At 61.9% G+C, this 17,328-nt stretch carries 11 protein-coding genes; 5 read left to right on the plus strand and 6 right to left on the minus strand.

The window, feature by feature from the left end:
• Window positions 1-257 precede the first annotated feature (257 nt).
• The 6 genes from FBY12_RS20570 to cbiE form a co-directional block, all read right to left on the minus strand.
• Window positions 258-722, minus strand: a complete 465-nt coding sequence (locus tag FBY12_RS20570; protein ID WP_145255401.1) for a DUF2946 domain-containing protein — start codon at window positions 720-722, stop codon at window positions 258-260.
• Window positions 723-742: 20 nt separating this feature from the next.
• Window positions 743-1,222 carry a copper chaperone PCu(A)C gene (locus FBY12_RS20575; RefSeq protein ID WP_121732933.1) on the minus strand — a complete coding sequence of 160 codons (480 nt, stop codon included), beginning with the start codon at window positions 1,220-1,222 and terminating at the stop codon, window positions 743-745.
• Window positions 1,223-1,270: 48 nt separating this feature from the next.
• Window positions 1,271-1,669 carry a DUF2946 domain-containing protein gene (locus FBY12_RS20580; RefSeq protein ID WP_145255404.1) on the minus strand — a complete coding sequence of 133 codons (399 nt, stop codon included), beginning with the start codon at window positions 1,667-1,669 and terminating at the stop codon, window positions 1,271-1,273.
• A 278-nt stretch (window positions 1,670-1,947) separates the two neighbouring features.
• Window positions 1,948-2,676, minus strand: a complete 729-nt coding sequence (locus FBY12_RS20585; RefSeq protein WP_145255407.1) for a cobalt-precorrin-6A reductase — start codon at window positions 2,674-2,676, stop codon at window positions 1,948-1,950.
• Between the two features lie 399 nt (window positions 2,677-3,075).
• On the minus strand, window positions 3,076-4,170 hold the full coding sequence (locus FBY12_RS20595) for a cobalt-precorrin-5B (C(1))-methyltransferase (RefSeq protein ID WP_145255410.1): 1,095 nt from the start codon (window positions 4,168-4,170) through the stop codon (window positions 3,076-3,078).
• Window positions 4,163-5,374: a precorrin-6y C5,15-methyltransferase (decarboxylating) subunit CbiE gene (gene cbiE, locus FBY12_RS20600; protein WP_145255413.1), complete on the minus strand. Its 1,212-nt coding sequence runs from the start codon at window positions 5,372-5,374 to the stop codon at window positions 4,163-4,165. The genes FBY12_RS20595 and cbiE overlap by 8 nt, the downstream gene beginning before the upstream one ends.
• 54 nt (window positions 5,375-5,428) lie before the next feature.
• Between cbiE and cobG the strand changes: the two genes are divergently transcribed.
• The 5 genes from cobG (at window position 5,429) to FBY12_RS20625 (ending at window position 17,294) form a co-directional block, all read left to right on the plus strand.
• Window positions 5,429-6,820, plus strand: a complete 1,392-nt coding sequence (gene cobG / locus FBY12_RS20605; RefSeq protein ID WP_145255416.1) for a precorrin-3B synthase — start codon at window positions 5,429-5,431, stop codon at window positions 6,818-6,820.
• On the plus strand, window positions 6,813-7,439 hold the full coding sequence (locus tag FBY12_RS20610) for a precorrin-8X methylmutase (protein WP_145255419.1): 627 nt from the start codon (window positions 6,813-6,815) through the stop codon (window positions 7,437-7,439). Before cobG ends, FBY12_RS20610 begins: the two co-directional genes overlap by 8 nt.
• Window positions 7,439-8,170 (plus strand): precorrin-2 C(20)-methyltransferase, encoded by a 732-nt coding sequence (locus FBY12_RS20615; RefSeq protein WP_121757306.1) that lies wholly within the window; start codon window positions 7,439-7,441, stop codon window positions 8,168-8,170. Before FBY12_RS20610 ends, FBY12_RS20615 begins: the two co-directional genes overlap by 1 nt.
• A complete protein-coding gene (gene cobJ / locus FBY12_RS20620) occupies window positions 8,167-9,867 on the plus strand; it encodes a precorrin-3B C(17)-methyltransferase (RefSeq protein ID WP_145255422.1) in 1,701 nt (566 codons plus the stop codon). Before FBY12_RS20615 ends, cobJ begins: the two co-directional genes overlap by 4 nt.
• A gap of 311 nt (window positions 9,868-10,178) precedes the next feature.
• Window positions 10,179-17,294 (plus strand): TcdA/TcdB pore-forming domain-containing protein, encoded by a 7,116-nt coding sequence (locus tag FBY12_RS20625; RefSeq protein WP_178111780.1) that lies wholly within the window; start codon window positions 10,179-10,181, stop codon window positions 17,292-17,294.
• Window positions 17,295-17,328: the final 34 nt, after the last annotated feature.

Raw genomic sequence — 17,328 nt, forward strand, 5'->3', positions numbered from 1 at the left:
CCATCGAACAGTCGTAAACGACACGGCCGGCAAGCTGCGTGAGTCCTTGTAGAAGCGGGCTCGTGTGGCGAGGAGGCTTGCCTCCGTTCGGCTGCGAAGCAGTCGTGAAACCAGTGCACGCGGAGCACCGGATGCACCGCAGTCAGAGGTTTGGGGACCGCTTCGCGATCCAACGGGGGCAAGCCCCCTCGCCACAAAAGCCCGTTGCCACAGGGTTACTTCAGTTGTCTGCAAACCGTGTGAGATCGGGTGAGTGTTTACGCGACGATGGGCGGCGCGCGGGTGCGGGCGCCGGGGAAGAACGTTGGCCGGGCGTGACCCAAGCGAGGGGAGGGTGTGGTGAAAGTGTTGGCGGGTGGTGTGTCAAAAGCGACGAAAGTCTGCCCGCCGGTCAGCGCCGGGCAGTTGAACAGCAGACTGCAATAACCGCATTTCTCCCACAGCGCATGGTGCTCGGCAGCGGGCGGGCAATGTTCGGCGGTTGGTTGCTGCGCGTGTTCGCCGTGGACATCCGCGCCCATGTCCATCGACATGCTCATGTCTTTGGACATGGACATGGACATCGAGGTCATTGCGGCGGCGCGTTGATCCATCGGCATCGACTGAGATATCAGCGGTCCGATGAAGATCATCAGCATGGCGAACAGGCTGATCCAGCTCCCGCGCGTCAGGCTTAACGTCTGATGGCGATGGGCGGAGGTCCTGGCGCGAGGCGGGCGCATGGCGTTATCGGCTCAGGTGCTTACTGGGCGTGCGCGTGCATTTGCGCGTCTTGCGGCGGCTGCTTCTGCACCGTGACTTCAACCGTCAGGTCGCCGGACTTCTCGAAATGCAGGGTCAAGGGGAAGCGTTTGCCGTCAGTCAACAGGCTGCGATCCTTCAGGTCCAGCAGCATCACGTGATACGCCATCGGCGCAAACCTGACCTCGCCGCCGGCCGGGATTTCAACGCTAGGCACTTGCTGCATTTTCATCAGGTCGTTCTGTTTTATGTGCTCATGCAGCTGCGCTTGCGCCGCAATCGGCGAATCGACGCTGAGCAAACGGTCGGCGGTTTTCCCGCTGTTGTGAATCACGAAATAAGCCGCGACGGTCGGCGCGTTGGGCGGCAGTTCCTGCGACCACGGATGAGCGATTTGCAATTCGCCGGCCTTGAAATCATCAGCATTGGCGAAGCAGGCAGGCAGCAGCAACGCGGCCAGAACGATGAGTTTGTTCAACATGGCAGATCTCCAGGACGATTCAAAACGCAGGTCGATTGCGAGAAGGAATCACCCCAGAGGGGAAGCGCGGGGATTGAGACTTGGCCATTGCTGGCGCGGTGTCGGCGTGTCGAGCGTCGCCGCGGGCTGGGTTTGATGGCCCTCGAACCGGGCGAAATACAGCTGCGGCACATGCCCCGGCAACGCAACCAACGGTGCCGAGCCGGAGCAACACCAGCAATGCTGCATGTTGGAGTGATCGTCATTCTGCGGCGTTGGCTGGTCAGTCGGACCGATTGATATAGCGACCATTTTGCTGCCGCTGGAGGTGCAAAAACTGCCCCACAATATTTGTTCGGCGGGTGACTTCGCCGACTGCGCCATCGCCCCGGTCATCGGCATGGCGAGCATATTGAACAGCACTGCAAAGCAGGCGATCCAGGCAAATGCGAGCCGTTGTCGGGACATGAGACAAATCCGGTGGGTGGACGATCAGGCGCGGCTATTTAGCCTGATCAGGGCCGATAAGTAAAAAAGCGGTGTGCGGTGTGGTGTCGCAGCATGCTTTCAAAGAGTGTAGCGGCTTCAATTCGGATTGCCTGGGCGAGTTGCGGGGCACTTGGCGTTCTGCGTCGTCAGTCGAATCGCCTTCGCGAGCAGGCTCGCTCCCACATTGATTGCATGACACTAAGAGCTACTGTGGGAGTGAGCCTGCTCGCGAAGGCAGTAGGTGCCGTTCGCAGCTTTCAGCGCAGTCCATGTTCAGTCAGAGCCCAAAGGATTTCATCTGCCGAACCAAACTCCCGATCAACCGCCGCCAACACCGGCCGCTTCAACACCAGCACCGGCACTCCGCGCTCGCGGGCCACTTCGAGTTTCGGCTCGGTGGCGGTGCTGCCGCTGTTTTTGCTGATGAGCACGTCGATCTGACGGCGTTGGAACAGCTCGCGTTCGTCCTCGAGCAGGAAAGGGCCGCGCGCGCCGATGATTTCGCATCGCTCGTTGCCGGGGTAAACGTCGAGGGCGCGTAGTGTCCAGAATTGCTCCGGGGGGATGTCGTCGAGGTGCTGCAAGGGCTCGCGGCCGAGGGTGAATAGTGGTCGACGAAAGGGCTTTAGCGCCTCGATCAGTTCGGCCCAATCGCTGACTTCGCGCCAGTCATCACCAGCCTGTGGCTGCCACGCCGGGCGGCGCAACGCCCAGCATTGGATGCCGTTCAATTGCGCGGCAGTCGCGGCGTTCTGGCTGATTTGCGCGGCGTAAGGGTGGGTGGCGTCCAGCAGCAGATCAATCCGTTCATCGCGGATGAATTGCGCCAGGCCTTCAGCCCCGCCGTAACCACCAACACGCACCTGGCAGGTCAAATCCGTCGGCACCCGACCGACACCGGCAAGACTATAGATGTGCTGCCGCCCCAGCGTCCGGGCAATCGCCAGCGCCTCCGTCACACCACCAAGCAACAACACACGTTTCATCAAAAACTCCTGCATGGCAAAGCAAAAACAGCAACCAACCCAACCCCCGTGGCGAGCGAGCTTGCTCGCGCCGGGCTGCGCAGCGGCCCCAAAGATTTGCCCAGCGGCATAAATCCTGTGAGTGCTGCGCCCTCAAACGCGAGCAAGCTCGCTCGCCACGGGTGCTCATTGGCCGGGAGGTTTACGTCAACTTCCAGCCTGGTCCGACAGCCAAATCTTGGCAGTGCACAAAAAACAACGACCAACCCAACCCCCGTGGCGAGCGAGCTTGCTCGCGCTGGGCTGCGCAGCGGCCCCAAGGATTTGCGCAGCGGCAAAAATCCTGTGAGTGCTGCGCCCTCAGACGCGAGCAAGCTCGCTCGCCACGGGGGCTCATCGCTCGCCACGGGTGCTCAGTGGTCAGGGGATGCCTGCATGCCCGACTATCCCGCCCTGACGATCGATCGCGAACACTTCGACCTGAACCTGCGCCGGCACCACGCTGCGGGCAAACTCCAACGCGTGTCGGCACACTTGGTCGCCCAGCGCGATTCCCGCCGCGCTGGCCATGGCCAGCGCCTGTTGGCTGGTGTTGGCGGCGCGGATCGATTGCTGCAACACCTCATCGGCGCCAATCGCCGCTGCCCATTGCGCCAGTTGCGGCAGGTCGATGCTGGAATGGCGACTGTGCAAATCCATGTGGCCGGCCGCCAGTTTGCTGATCTTGCCGAAGCCGCCGCAGATGCTCAACTTATCCACAGGCACGCGGCGCAGGTGTTTAAGGACCGCGCCGACAAAGTCACCCATTTCGATCAGGGCGATTTCCGGCAGGTCGTAGACCCGGCGCATGGTGTCTTCGCTGGCGTTGCCGGTGCACGCGGCGATGTGCTGATAGCCGTTGGTTTTGGCGACGTCGATGCCTTGGTGGATCGAGGCGATGTACGCCGCGCAGGAAAACGGCCGGACGATGCCGCTGGTGCCGAGGATCGACAAACCGCCGAGAATCCCCAGGCGCGGATTCATGGTTTTCAACGCCAGCGCCTCGCCGTTCTCGACGTTGACCGTCACCTCAAAACCACCGCCATAGCTCAACTCCGCAGCCAGCGACGTCAGATGATCGGTGATCATTTTGCGCGGCACCGGATTGATCGCCGGTTCACCGACATTCAACACCAGACCCGGCCGGGTGACGGTGCCGACGCCCCGGCCAGCGATAAAACGAATCCCCGGCGCGGCGCCCAGGCGCACGTGCGAGTAAAGCAACGCGCCGTGGGTCACGTCCGGGTCGTCGCCGGCGTCCTTGATCGTTCCAGCCTCGGCGCCGTCATCGTGCAAACGGCAGAACTCCAGGCGCATCTGCACTTGCTTGCCTTTGGGCAACACGATCTGCACCGCGTCCGCCGCCAAGCCGCTGAGCAACAGGCGTGCGGCGGCTAGGCTGGTGGCGGTGGCGCAGCTGCCGGTGGTCAGGCCGCTGCGCAGGGGCGCGGGTTGTTCGGCGGTTTCGTCACGCATCGAACGGCTTCGTCACGTCGAGCAAAGTGATCGGCAGTGCCTGGCGCCAAGTATCGAACTCGCCCAAAGGCTGGGCCTGGGCGACGTGGATGCGCGTCAGCTCGCCGCCATGCTGTTCGCGCCAGGCCATCAAGGTCATTTCACTTTGCAGGGTCACGGCGTTGGCGATCAATCGACCGCCAGGTTTGAGCGCCGCCCAACAGCTGTCGAGCACGCCCTCGCGGGTGACGCCGCCACCGATGAAAATCGCGTCCGGGCGTTCGAGCCCGGCCAAAACGTGCGGCGCGCTGCCGCGAATCAATTGCAAACCGGGCACGCCAAGCGCGTCGCGGTTGTGTTCGATCAAGGCTTGGCGGCCATCATCGGCCTCGATTGCCAGTGCGCGGCAGCTCGGGTGCGCGCGCATCCATTCGATGCCGATCGAGCCGCTGCCGGCGCCGACGTCCCACAGCAGTTCGCCGGGTATCGGCGCGAGGCGGGCGAGGGTGATGGCGCGGACATCGCGCTTGGTCAGTTGCCCGTCATGTTTGAACGCTGAGTCCGCCAGACCGGCGAGGCGTGACAGGCGCGCGGTGCCGGGTTCGGCGCGGCACTCGATGGCGATCAGGTTGAGGTCGGCAATATCAGCAACCGCCCAATCAGCCGCGACACCGTCGATGCGCCGTTCCGCCTCGCCGCCCAAATGCTCCAGCACGGTCATTCGGCTGGGGGCAAAACCGCGCTCGCGCAACAGCTCGGCAACCGCCGCCGGGCTGCTGCGGTCATTGCTCAACACCAGCAAACGCACGCCGCTGAACAGCTGCGCATTCAGGGCCGCCACCGGGCGGGCGACCACCGACAGCGTTACCACGTCCTGCAACGGCCAGCCCATGCGTGCCGCCGCCAGCGAGCAGGATGACGGCGCCGGCAGAATCAGCATCTGCTCGGCCGGCACCTGACGCGCGAGGCTGGCGCCGACGCCGAAGAACATCGGATCGCCGCTGGCCAGTACGCAAATCGCTTCGCCAGCGTGCTCCAGCACCGGCGCCAGGGAAAACGGACTCGGCCACAATTGCCGCTCGCCGCGAATGCACACCGGCAACAAATCCAGTTGGCGCTGGCCACCAATGATCCGCGAAGCGCCCAGCAGAGCCCGTCGAGCGTGCTTGCCCAGGCCCTTGAAACCGTCTTCACCGATACCTACTACTGTCAGCCAGGGCTGCATCTGCCGTCCTCAAAAATAGTCCTGAAACGGACTGATCCGACGGGCAGGCTTTTCATGCCGTCGAACAAAGCAGGCATAATACCGCGCCTTCGCCCGCGAAGCGCCTTCGCCACTCTGCCGGTCTGCCCTTTGAACCCACGTCCGTTGTCCTGCGCCCTACGCCCCTCGGCTTGCCCGGGGTTGCTGCGTATTGTCCAGGCGCTGGATGGCGGGATTTGCCGGATCAAGTTGAATGGCGGCGCGCTCAGTGCCAATCAGGCTGATGCAGTCGCCGCTGCCGCCGAGCGTTTTGCCGCTGGCGTAATCGAGGCGACCAACCGCGCCAACCTGCAGATTCGCGGGATTGGCCGCGAACAGACGCCGCTGATCGACAGCCTGCTGGCTGCCGGATTGGGCCCGCGCACGGCGGCGGGCGATGACGTGCGCAACCTGATGCTCAGCCCCGGCGCCGGCATTGATCGGCAAATGCTGATCGATACGCGGCCCTTGGCCGAACAGATTCTTGGCAGCCTGCAAAGCCATCCGCGTTTCCATGAGCTGAGCGCCAAGTTCGCCGTGCAACTGGACGGCGGCGAAGCGCTGGCGATGCTCGAACATCACCATGATTTGTGGCTGAGCGCGGTTGAACAGGATGGCGAATACCTGCTCGCGTTTGGACTGGCCGGCTGCCCAAGCGATACGGCGATTGCTGCGGTGCCATTGGCGCAGGGGCACGCGCTGGTGATCGCGGTGCTTGAGTTGTTCCTCGACCTGGCGCGCCCCGAGCAGACGCGCATGCGGCATTTGCTCGGCGAGTATCCGCTGGCAGATTTCGTCGCAGCACTGGCCGAACGCGTGCCGCTGCTGCCCGTCGATTACACGCCGCGCATTGCCAGCGCTGTGCACATCGGCGCGCACCCGCAGGGGCAGACCGGGCGTGTGTATGTCGGCGCGGTGCCGCCGCTGGGCCGGCTCGATCCGGCGATGCTGCGCGGCGCGGCGCGATTGGCTCGCCAGCACGGCGACGGCACGTTGCGTTTCACCCCGTGGCAAAGCCTGTTGCTGCCGAACATCGCCGAAAGCGCCGCCGCTGAAGTTATCCACAATCTGGAAAAACTCGGTCTGCGTTGTTCCACCGCCGACGCGCTGGCCCACGTGATCGCCTGCACCGGCGCCGCTGGTTGCGCCAAAGGCCTGGCCGAAACCAAGGGCGATGCGCTGCAACTGGCGGCGCTGCTGCAACGGCATGGGCAAATTCTCGATGTGCACCTGTCCGGCTGCGCGCGTTCCTGCGCCGCCGCGCACCGTGCGCCAGTGACCTTGCTGGCGGTTTCACCGGGTCATTACGACCTCTATTTTCGCGATGCAACGTTGCCGGGATTCGGCGCGTTGCACGCACGCAACCTTACTATTGAAGCGGTCGCGAGTTTGCTCGACGACCACTCACGGAGCCCCCTAGATGCTTGATTACATCCGCGACGGTCAGGAGATCTATCGCAACTCCTTCGCGATCATTCGTGCCGAGGCCAACCTGGCGCGCATTCCCGCCGACCTGGAAAAACTCGCTGTGCGGGTGATCCACGCGTGCGGCATGGTCGAGGCCATCGACGGTCTGCAATTCTCCGAAGGCGCCGGCAAGGCTGGCCGCGCGGCGCTGGCCGCCGGGGCGCCGATCCTCTGCGATGCGCGGATGGTCAGCGAAGGCGTGACCCGCGCGCGCCTGCCGGCGAACAATCAGGTGATCTGCACCTTGCGCGATGACGGCGTCCCGGAGCTGGCCCGCGAGTTGGGCAACACCCGTTCCGCCGCCGCGCTGGAGCTGTGGCGCCCACACCTGGAGGGTAGCGTGGTGGTGATCGGCAACGCGCCGACCGCGCTGTTTTACCTGCTGGAAATGCTCGATGCCGGCGCACCCAAACCGGCGCTGATTCTCGGCTTCCCGGTCGGTTTTGTCGGCGCCGCCGAATCCAAGGCGATGCTCGCAGCGGACAGTCGCGGTGTGCCGTTCGTGATCATGCAGGGCCGGCTCGGCGGTAGCGCCATGGCCGCCGCTGCGGTGAATGCCCTCGCCACGGAGGTCGAATGATGCAGCAACCTGGACGCTTGATCGGCCTCGGTGTCGGCCCCGGTGACCCGGAACTGATCACCGTCAAAGCCCTGCGCCTGCTGCGCGAGTCGCCGGTGGTCGCGTACTTCGTCGCCAAAGGCAAAAAGGGCAATGCGTTCGGCATCATCGAAGCGCATTTGCAGGAAGCGCAAAACCTCTTGCCGCTGGTTTACCCAGTGACCACCGAAGCGCTGCCGGCGCCGCTGTCCTACGAACAAGTGATCAGCGATTTCTACGACAGCGCCGCCGAGCAACTGGCCGAGCATCTGGACGCTGGCCGTGACGTTGCGGTGATCTGCGAAGGCGACCCGTTCTTCTACGGTTCCTACATGTATTTGCACGACCGTCTGGCCGAACGTTACGTCGCCGAAGTGGTGCCCGGCGTCTGCTCGATGCTGGGTGGCGCGTCGGTGCTGGGGGCGCCGCTGGTGTATCGCAATCAGAGCTTGTCGGTGTTGTCCGGCGTGTTGCCGCACGAAGAGCTGAAACGGCGGCTGGCGGATGCCGACGCGGCGGTGATCATGAAGCTGGGACGCAACTTTCCCAAGGTGCGTCAGGTGCTCGAAGAACTCGGTTTGGCCGAGCGCGCGCTGTACGTCGAGCGCGCAACCATGGCCAATCAGAAAATCGTCGCGCTGGACCAAGTCGAGCCGATGTCCTCGCCGTACTTCTCGCTGATCATCGTCCCCGGTGAACGGTGGCAAGGGTGAGCGGCCGTCCTATTCCGGCGATTGTCATCCTCGGCAATGGCAGCCTCGCCACCGCGCGACGAATTCAGCAGCACTACCCGGACGCGATGATTTATGGACTGGCGGGGCGCGTCGACGGCGCCGACCGCAGCTATCAGGAATTCGGCGCGACCCTGCGCGAACTCTATCAACAGGACACGCCGATCATCGCCCTGTGCGCCGCCGGGATTGTTATCCGCACGTTGGCGCCGTTGTTGCTGGAGAAGGGCGCCGAGCCGCCGGTACTCGCCGTCGCCGAGGATGGCAGCGCGGTGGTGCCGCTGCTCGGCGGGCTCGGCGGGGTCAACCTGCTGGCGCGCGAAATCGCTGCGGCGCTGCAGGTTTCGCCAGCGATTACCACCAGCGGCGAATTGCGTTTTGGCACGTGCCTGCTCAACCCGCCGAGCGGTTATGCCTTGGGCGATCTGGAGTTGGGCAAACGCTTCGTTGCCGATTTGCTCAGCGGCGAAACCGTGCGCATCGAAGGCGCGGCGCCGTGGCTGGCCGATGCGCAATTGCCGCAGGATTTGCAGGCGCGACTGGCGATTCATGTCGGGCATGCCGCGCGGCAAGCGGATGCCAATGAACTGCTGATCTATCCGCGTAATGTGCTGGTGGCGTTGACGGCTGGCTCGGCGCACGCCATTCGCGCGGCGTTGCACCAGGCCAATATCGCCGTGCAATCGCTGGCCTGCTTGTTGGCCGATGAAAGCGACATGGCCAACCCGACGTTGCGCGAAGCGGCGCTGGAATTGGGCGTGCCGCTGCGCTTCAAGCCGCGTTCCGGCAGCGTGCTGGAGCTGGCACGAAGCGCCGTGAGCGCGCCGCTGAGTGAAATTACGCTCAACGATTCGCTGGCCATCGTGGTTGCGGCCGAGCCGTTTGATCCGCTGCTGATCGGCCGTGCGCGCGGGCGTCTCGCGGTGATCGGCCTCGGCCCCGGCGCTGCCGAACTGATGGTGCCGGCAGTCAAAGCCGAACTGGCGCGCGCCAATGACGTACTCGGTTACGAAACCTATGTGCGCATGGCCGGGCCGTTCCGCGCCGATCAAGTGCTGCACTGCACCGACAACCGCGAAGAGATGCAGCGTGCCCGCCACGCCTTCGAACTCGCGGCGCAGGGGCGCTCGGTGGTGGTGGTGTCGTCCGGTGATCCGGGCGTGTTTGCCATGGCTGCGGCGGTGCTCGAAGCGTTGCACGAGTCGAGCGATACCCACTGGCACAACGTCGAACTGGAGATACTGCCCGGCGTCTCGGCATCGCTGGCCACGGCGGCCCAGGCCGGTGCGCCGTTGGGTCACGACTTCTGCGTGATGTCGCTGTCGGACAACCTCAAGCCGTGGTCGATCATCGAAAAACGCCTGGACCTCGCCGCGCAGGCTGACCTGGCGTTGGCGTTCTACAACCCGATCTCGCGTTCGCGGCCGTGGCAATTGGGCCGTGCGCTGGAGATCGTCGCGCAGCACCGCACGGCTGAAACGCCGGTGGTATTGGGGCGTGACATCGGCCGGCCGGGGCAGACCTTGCGCGTGACCACGCTCGGCCAATTGACCGCGGATCAAGTGGACATGCGCACGATGGTGCTGATCGGTTCATCCACCACATGTGTGTTCCCGCGCGCCGGCGGCGGGGAGTGGGTGTATACGCCGCGCTGGTATGGCGACAAGCCTTGCGGCTGACGCAAAAAACCAACGCCTCTTCGGAGGCGTTTTTTTTGCTCTAATATTTCGTACTTATTAGATGGCAAGTTGCCTTGGTCGAAGTTTCAAGTTGTGTAGACATTTGTTGAATATCTTTGGGGTTTGATAAGCGCGACCCAAATAGTTAGTTTGGCGGCAGCGCGAATCCCGTCGGTCGAGTCGGATAGCCAGTTAACCAATCGCACTCAACTATTATTTTCTGATGAACTTGTTTCAAGCGTTGCCTTGCGGAGCTTGAATGCTTCGCCTGTGCGTGAATGTTTTGCTTTGTTAATTGTGGATGCTCAATCATGAGTCAACAGGAAGTTGTAAGCGGTGATGAATACGTCGGTATTGCCGATCTATTGGAACGTTCGATGCTGGAGCGCGTACTTGAGCCTTATCACAACAACGCACTGTATGCCGCGATCTTTCGTTACTACGACGGTTGCATCGACGCGCCGGACGACCAGAGTTTGCAGCGTCCACTCGCGCTGTTGAAAGAAGCCCTGGCGACACTGTTGCCGCCAGTGCGCCGACGGCGTGGTTCCGAACAGTCGCAGCCGGCCGATGGCGGTGATGGGGCGATTCTCGGTATTCATCAGAAGGTCAGCGATTACGGCGAACGTGTTGCGACCAGTGTCGATACCCTCAGAAGCACACTGCCCGCCGTCCCGAAGAAATTGCACTTTGTGTGGCTCGGCGGCGGTGTCGGGGAAATTCAGCGTGATTACATCAAGGTCTGGGAGCAGGTGATGGCACGCGATGGCTATCAAATGATGTTGTGGTATGACGCCGACGGACTTCTTGCCTACGAAATCCACCGGGTCATTGTTCAGGCGGCCAAGGCCAGCGCAATGGCTGCGGGCGGCGTGACGCTTGCCAATCCAAGGGATTTGCGCGATTTGTACATCGAGCGGCTGATCCCGCTCAAAGAGCAGCTGTTCATTCATTTGCAGAGAGCGCAGGCCTCGGGCCGCAGTGCTGACGAGGCGCGCATCCAACTGTTGGTCCACGGTTATGGCCAGGATGAAGTTGCACTGCGGGCGTTGCGTGAAAAACATGCAAACAATATGGCCGCGATGCAAAGCAAGGATCTGCTGTTGCGCGACCTGAGCAAAGTTGCCGGGCCGTTGCGGGTGGCGGATATCTATCAACGCGAACTTAATTTGCGTGGCAACTTTGCCGGGGCGTCGGACGTGGTGCGCGCTGAAGTTCTCTACATTGAGGGTGGGTTGTACAGCGATGTGGATAATCTTCCGCCGCTACTGGAAACAATCGGCGGCGTAAATATCAGCCAGTTTGGCGAAGACGCTCGGCTGGGCGTCTTGCAGTTATTGTTGGATAACAATCCAGACTGGATGCCAGGTCGGCAAAAACTTGCGCAGCGTTACACCCGTTATTTTGATTCGATTCCGCAGGAGCACCGGGCGGCACTTCTGACCTATGCGCAAAGTGCTCCGCAGTTGCACGAGGTTTTCCAATTGCCGGAGAACATTCTGGTGCGGCCAGATGGTCTGCGTGCCGTGGCCGTCGGCGGCGCCGTCAGCAACAGTTATATGGCGGCCCACGCGGGTTCCAGATCGCTTGGCGCGGTGATTGATCGTTACCTGATCAACTACGAGGTTGTAAAAAATACCTCGCGGCGTGCGGTGGAGCAGAACATCAGTCCTGCGGATAATCCGGCCATGTTGAAGCTGGCATTGGCGGCGGCGGCCGAACTGTTCGGTCCGTTGCACGAACTGCCCGACATAGAGGAGTTTTCTGTCGAAGAGATGGCCCAGGGAGCCGCCGACTATTACAGCGATGGGGTTATTCCCGGCAGCGAAAGCACGATCTATCTGACCGGGCCAATCGCGATGATTGAAGGGGTCGGTGATTACGAGAAAAGCAACCTGACGCCGAGGTCTGCCGAGGAGCTGCGCCTGCTCATCGGCATCAAGGGCAACAGCGCCGTCAATCGGCAAACCGAGGAAGAACAGGACCATTCATGGAAGGAGCAGGCGCCGTCGGCCCATGAGTGGCTGGTGGCTGAGCAGGCACGCTGGCAGGAGGGCAATTTCCAGACGCGTTACAAGGGCGACCTGGCGCAGTTACTCAACCGCCACAGCATCGAGTTCGACGCCGGATGGCCGTTGATCGAAGGCCGGCACGTGCTGTCCAGCGCCATCCTTCAGCAGTTGCTCAATCACCTTGGCGCGCCGTTTCTGCGGGCGATGAGCGAGGGCAGTGATGCTCTGGTGACGTTCGACACATTGTTGCCGCTGAGCTTTGATGATCGCCAGGCGATCCTCGCGCAGGACACCAGGACGTTTGCGCCGGCGCCACCCAGCGACGCGACGACGCAAGCTCTTTCCATCATCGAAGTGCTCGAACGTATTGCCAGTCAATCGATGCCCATCGAGCAACTGACTTCTGCTCAACGCTTGCAACTGGGCCAGTTGCTTGGCCTTGCCTCGCTGGACAATCGCAGCTTCGCCGCGGTTGCCGGCGAGCTCGACAACCTGGCCAATAAAATCAGCGATAAAGGCATCGCCGGTCGCTACGCGGTGATTGAGGAACAGCTCTACAAGTACAAGTCGAGCGAGTTCGTGGCCGGGCTTGCTTCAACGGGCAGGAGGCCGGCAGAGCATGGCGAAACTGCGTTGATGCTGAAAAAAAACGCCATCGAAAAGCCTCTGAGCCTGCGTCAGTGGGGCGCGGCGGGGGCGCGTATTCAACAAATGGCGCGGGACGAGTTTCGTGAGCAACTGGTGGTGCGCGCCGGTGAATTGATGGACGGATTTAACGTCGGGACCACCAAGTTTGTGCCTCAGGATCTATTGTTCGATGGTTTCGGCGACACCATCGGGCGGCGCTGCTACCCGCTGGTGCTGGCGATGGCGGCCGCCGCCGCGCGGGGCGACGCGGCGATCACAACGTTGCGCGAACGGTTTTTCATGAGCGTGGTGGCGCCAGAAGACATCGACTCGCGCACATTCGTGCAGGCCATTCACGAGCTGCACAGTGTGCAGGAGCACGATGTCGGCAACGTGCTGGGACGCTCGACGCTGCGCCAAGTGGTGGATCTGCTGGCGTTGCGCACGACCACCAGCACGTTGTTGCTCAACTCCGACAATCACTCGATGTTGCTCGCCAGGACCTGGGTCGGTGAAGTGAACACTTATCACTTTTATGATCCGAACCTGGGGATTATCGGCTTCAGCAATCCTGAAGACATGCACAGCGCGCTCAAGGGCTTTTTTGAAGAGCGCGGTATGGCGGTTTTTTATGGTGCTTATGGCGAACCCACGCAGCCAAGCTTTGATCTGATCGAATTGCACGGTGAGCAGATCGCGCAGACTCAATTGTCGTCCGGCCTGCTCGTCGAACAGGTGTTGTTGCCCGGCGAATTGAAGGGTGTTCCCGCCGCCGATGTGCGCAATCGGCTGGCCAGCGCTCGGGGCGAATCATTGCTGCACAACCCGAAACTGGGCAAGAGCCTGATGTCGCTCGACAGCCACTGGTGGGGCGAACAGATCAATCAGGCGAGCAGCGAACTGCTGACTGCAAATGGGCTCACGCCCGACTTTATTCCGGTATTTGAAACCCTCGAAATCGCTCCCGACGGCGGCTATCACCTGACGATGATCAAACCGCAAAAAAACGCAGGCGCCGAGCAAACGGTTCAGGTCAGCACCAACGATCCGCGCTTTCTGCGGATCAAAAACCACCTGACCGAACTGTTTGAAAAATTGACCGCGCGGCGCCTCAATCCGCTCGACCCGACTGGCGCCGGCGCGGTGCACACGCTCAACGCCGGGTTTGCCATTCAGGCCTTGATGAACGCCTTGCGCGGTCGCGAGGGCGAAGCACGCAGTTTGACCCTCGCGGTGCGCCTGCATGCTTACGTCAACTATGCGCAGTTGCTCCACGGTCTGGTCAGCGACATGGCCGGCATCGTCAATCTGGTACGCCAGGGATTGGCCCAGGAACGGCTGATTGCGCAGGCCAGTTCCACGGCGGTCGGCGAAGCGTTCGGGCATGTGGCGGGTGAAGGCGTCGGCACGGTATTGGGGCTCGTCAATGTCGGGTTCGATATTTACCAGTTGAGTGAATCGGACAACGACGCCGACGTCGCGCGATTCGGCACGCAACTGGCCTTCGACTCAGCGAGTGTGGTGCTTGGCGCAGCGGCCATGGGCGCAGGGTTGGCGTCGGCAGCCACGGCGGCAGCGTTTCTCGGCGGCGCGTCAGTGATCATCGGGGGCTTGGCGGTGGGTATCGGGGCGTTGGCTGAGGGCTTTTCCCAAGTGGCCGAAAGGTCGAAGCAGGTCGGGATATTTTTCCACGAACTGGACCAAGCCTATCGTGGCCCCGCTTTCACTTGGAACACGCACCAGAATGCCTGGCAGGCGCACCCCCGGCTGATGATCAAAGGCATCAACTTGCGTGATGGCCGGGTGTTCTACGACAGTCAGCGACTGTTTCCATTGCGCGATCATTTTGGCGTGCCGGATTTCGACGTGGACTACGGGCGAGCGATCAATGTGCGGCAAAGCCTTGGGCTACCAGGAACGAGCAAATTCGCGCCTGCGCCTGACGAGGTGATCATCCTGCCGTGCACACCGCAAACGTTTTACGGCTACGACTATCACTCGCTACCCTTCGCGTTGCAGCGCCATGACCTCGGTTTTGATGTCGCCCGTCGTCTGGAGAAGAGAAACGCCCAGGGCAATTGGCAATTCCGCTTCTCGTTTTATTCGTTCCCGGGCGAATACATTGTTCAGGCGATCCATCCGGTTTTTCAGCCCGACAGCCCGACATTCATTCAAGTGGTGCTCGACGATGTGCCCCGCACACTGGTGGTGCCGATGCTGCTCAAGAGCTGGCAGGGGCAGATCGTTTATGAAATTGAAGCAGGTGATGCAGCGGGCCGGTTGATGCTCAATCAAGGCGTCAACGTGATGCTCAAATCGCAGTTGTCGAAAACCTTGCACTGGACACTGCTGGCGCCATGGGCAACGGAAAGCGACGTGCAATTGCTCCCCGGCGCAGGCTTGAAAATTGGCGACGTGACTATCAGCTACAGCGGCAAAGCGCTCTTCGACTTCACTTTGCACCTGGCGGGCAACACCAGGTTTGTCGTCGATCCGCGCCGCAAAGTGCTGCTCCTTCAAGAGACCGCCGAGCAGCCGGGCACGTCGGCACCGGCACTGCAAAAGCACTTCAAGGAACTGGCCCGCGAACATCGGCTGGAGCTGCCGTTTACCCCTGTGCACAAGTTTCTGGTGCCATTCGATGACCCGGCAGAGGAGCGCTTCACCACGGCCTATTACGACGCGGGCGAAGAGCGCTTTTTGTACATTCAGGACGACGATGCGTTGGTCCCGGAAAACCCGGTATTGGGCGCAGTGGTGGATGGCTCGGCGTATTTCTACCATCCGCAGGGTGTCGAGATTTACCAGACCGACGTGGTCAGCGGGCTGATCATCCATCGCTATCGGCTGATGCTGCGGCCCGGCGAATCGACGGTAAAGCAATGCGTTGCGGTGCCGGGCGGCGGCGTCCGGGTGGTGCAGCATTTTGCACAAGACGGACAAGGCTTGACCCTTGACTATTTGCTGACTGACGAAGGGGTATTCCTGACCTCGCTGACGCGCGAAGTCGATCACACGCTCGAAGATATCCTCGGGCAAGCGCCATTGCTGGCTGACTGGAAATCCTTGCTGGGCGATTACATCGCATGGCCGAACGTGCCTTCTGAATACCGTTTCGAAACCTCAATCTGGCAATTGGCGGTGTTCGTTTCGATTCACTGGAAACCGGACGCGAGCAGCTCCGACATGAGCTGGGTGCGCAGCAGCGATGGTCTGATCATTCGGCCACTGCCGCAGCGCGGGCATGCGCGCGGCTGGCGTGATTCTGACACGGACAAAAACCAGTCAAACCTGCTGGCGCCGGGCGGGGCCGAGGGCGACGTATTTGCCGTCTATACCCGCGACAGCCCGCGCCTGTGCGTGCAGCGCTGCGTGATTGTTGACGAACAGGTCAACGTAGCAATCGAATGGAAGACTCTGGCCGATCTGAAAAATGTGCTGGCCACCGAGGAGGGCTGCGTGGCGCTGACGGAGCAAGGGGTGTTCTACGAGCTGACGGCGCAGGGCGAATTGCAATTGGCAGGGGTGAACGAAGTCTGGTTCAAGGAGCGCCCGCAATGGTGGGCGCAGCTGCCGGCGCTGGTGGCTGAAGCGCCTTTCAGCACGCTGACGCTGATCGGCTTGAGCAATGCCAGCGGCGATGCGCGGTTGTGCGCCTGGTATGTCGAAGGGCGCTTGCTGCTGGCGGATCTGGGCGGCGGCACGGCGGTGCGCTTGCTCGGGGTTACCCCGGATAACGCCGCCGCGTGGTTGTTTGATGTCAGCCGTGGGCAGATTTGTCGGCAGGTATTTGTGCCCGAAGTGACATTGGCGGTGGCTTTTGGTGATGGTTCGCAATTGTTGGCGGCTGACGCGTTGCCGGCAGCGCAATCGCTGTGGACCGAATGGTTGTTCAGCGACGTCAAACGCTCGGGCGCTGGCCTGCTCGCCACGACCGTGGAAGGTCTGCAGATGCAACTCAATCATCAGGAGCCGGCGTTGCTGGTCGGCGTTGATCGTCAATGGGCGCGCGAACACGCCGCAGCGCTGGCCGAGCAGCTGAAGGCGCTGGCGGCTGACTCGCCGCGATGTGCGCCGTTGCTGACGGTGGCGAGTGCGGGCGGCCAGCAATGGTTTGTCACAGGCACTGGACGCTTGCTTGAAGCGGCCAGCCTGGCCCATCCCGAAGTGACCGTTGCGGTGGGTACGCAGCAGCAGAACAACGTGTTGTTGTTCGATGCTGCCGACGGATTGCTGCGTCGTTATCCGCTGCACGCTGTGCTCGGGCCGCTCAGCTATCTGCAACGCGACGCCGAACTGCTGACCGTGGACAGTGCGCAGACGCTGGATGATCTGCTGCCGCTGATTCCCGATGATGTCAGCACGCTGATTCTGCGTTTGGGTGGCGAAGGCACGGTTTGCCGATTGTCACAGGACGTCTGGCGTCGCCTCGAGTCAGTGATCATTGATTGCCGACCTTCGCTGGGAGGCTCGGCGTCCGCAAGCTCGGCGGCCGCTGCGGCGAAACTCGAATGGAGGCTGGATACGCCTGCGGGATTGATCATCAATCTGGTGGATGAACACGTGGTCATCCTCGATCCGGACACTTGTCACAGCCTGATCCTGCGCGAAGCCAATGCTACCGATGTGACGCTGCGCGGGGACATGGTGCTGGCCATCAGTGGTTATCAGCCTTTCACTGTTGCTTCAATGGTCACGCTGCTGGCGGACCGGTCAAATGTCAGTAGTGGAGAATTGCTCAATGCAGTGATCGCCCGACTAGCGAAAGTAACAGCGCTGCCGGTCTGAGTCATAACGTTTGCCCCTTCACAGCGGTTGCGTG

Source organism: Pseudomonas sp. SJZ131 (assembly GCF_007828705.1).
GTDB lineage: Bacteria > Pseudomonadota > Gammaproteobacteria > Pseudomonadales > Pseudomonadaceae > Aquipseudomonas > Aquipseudomonas prosekii.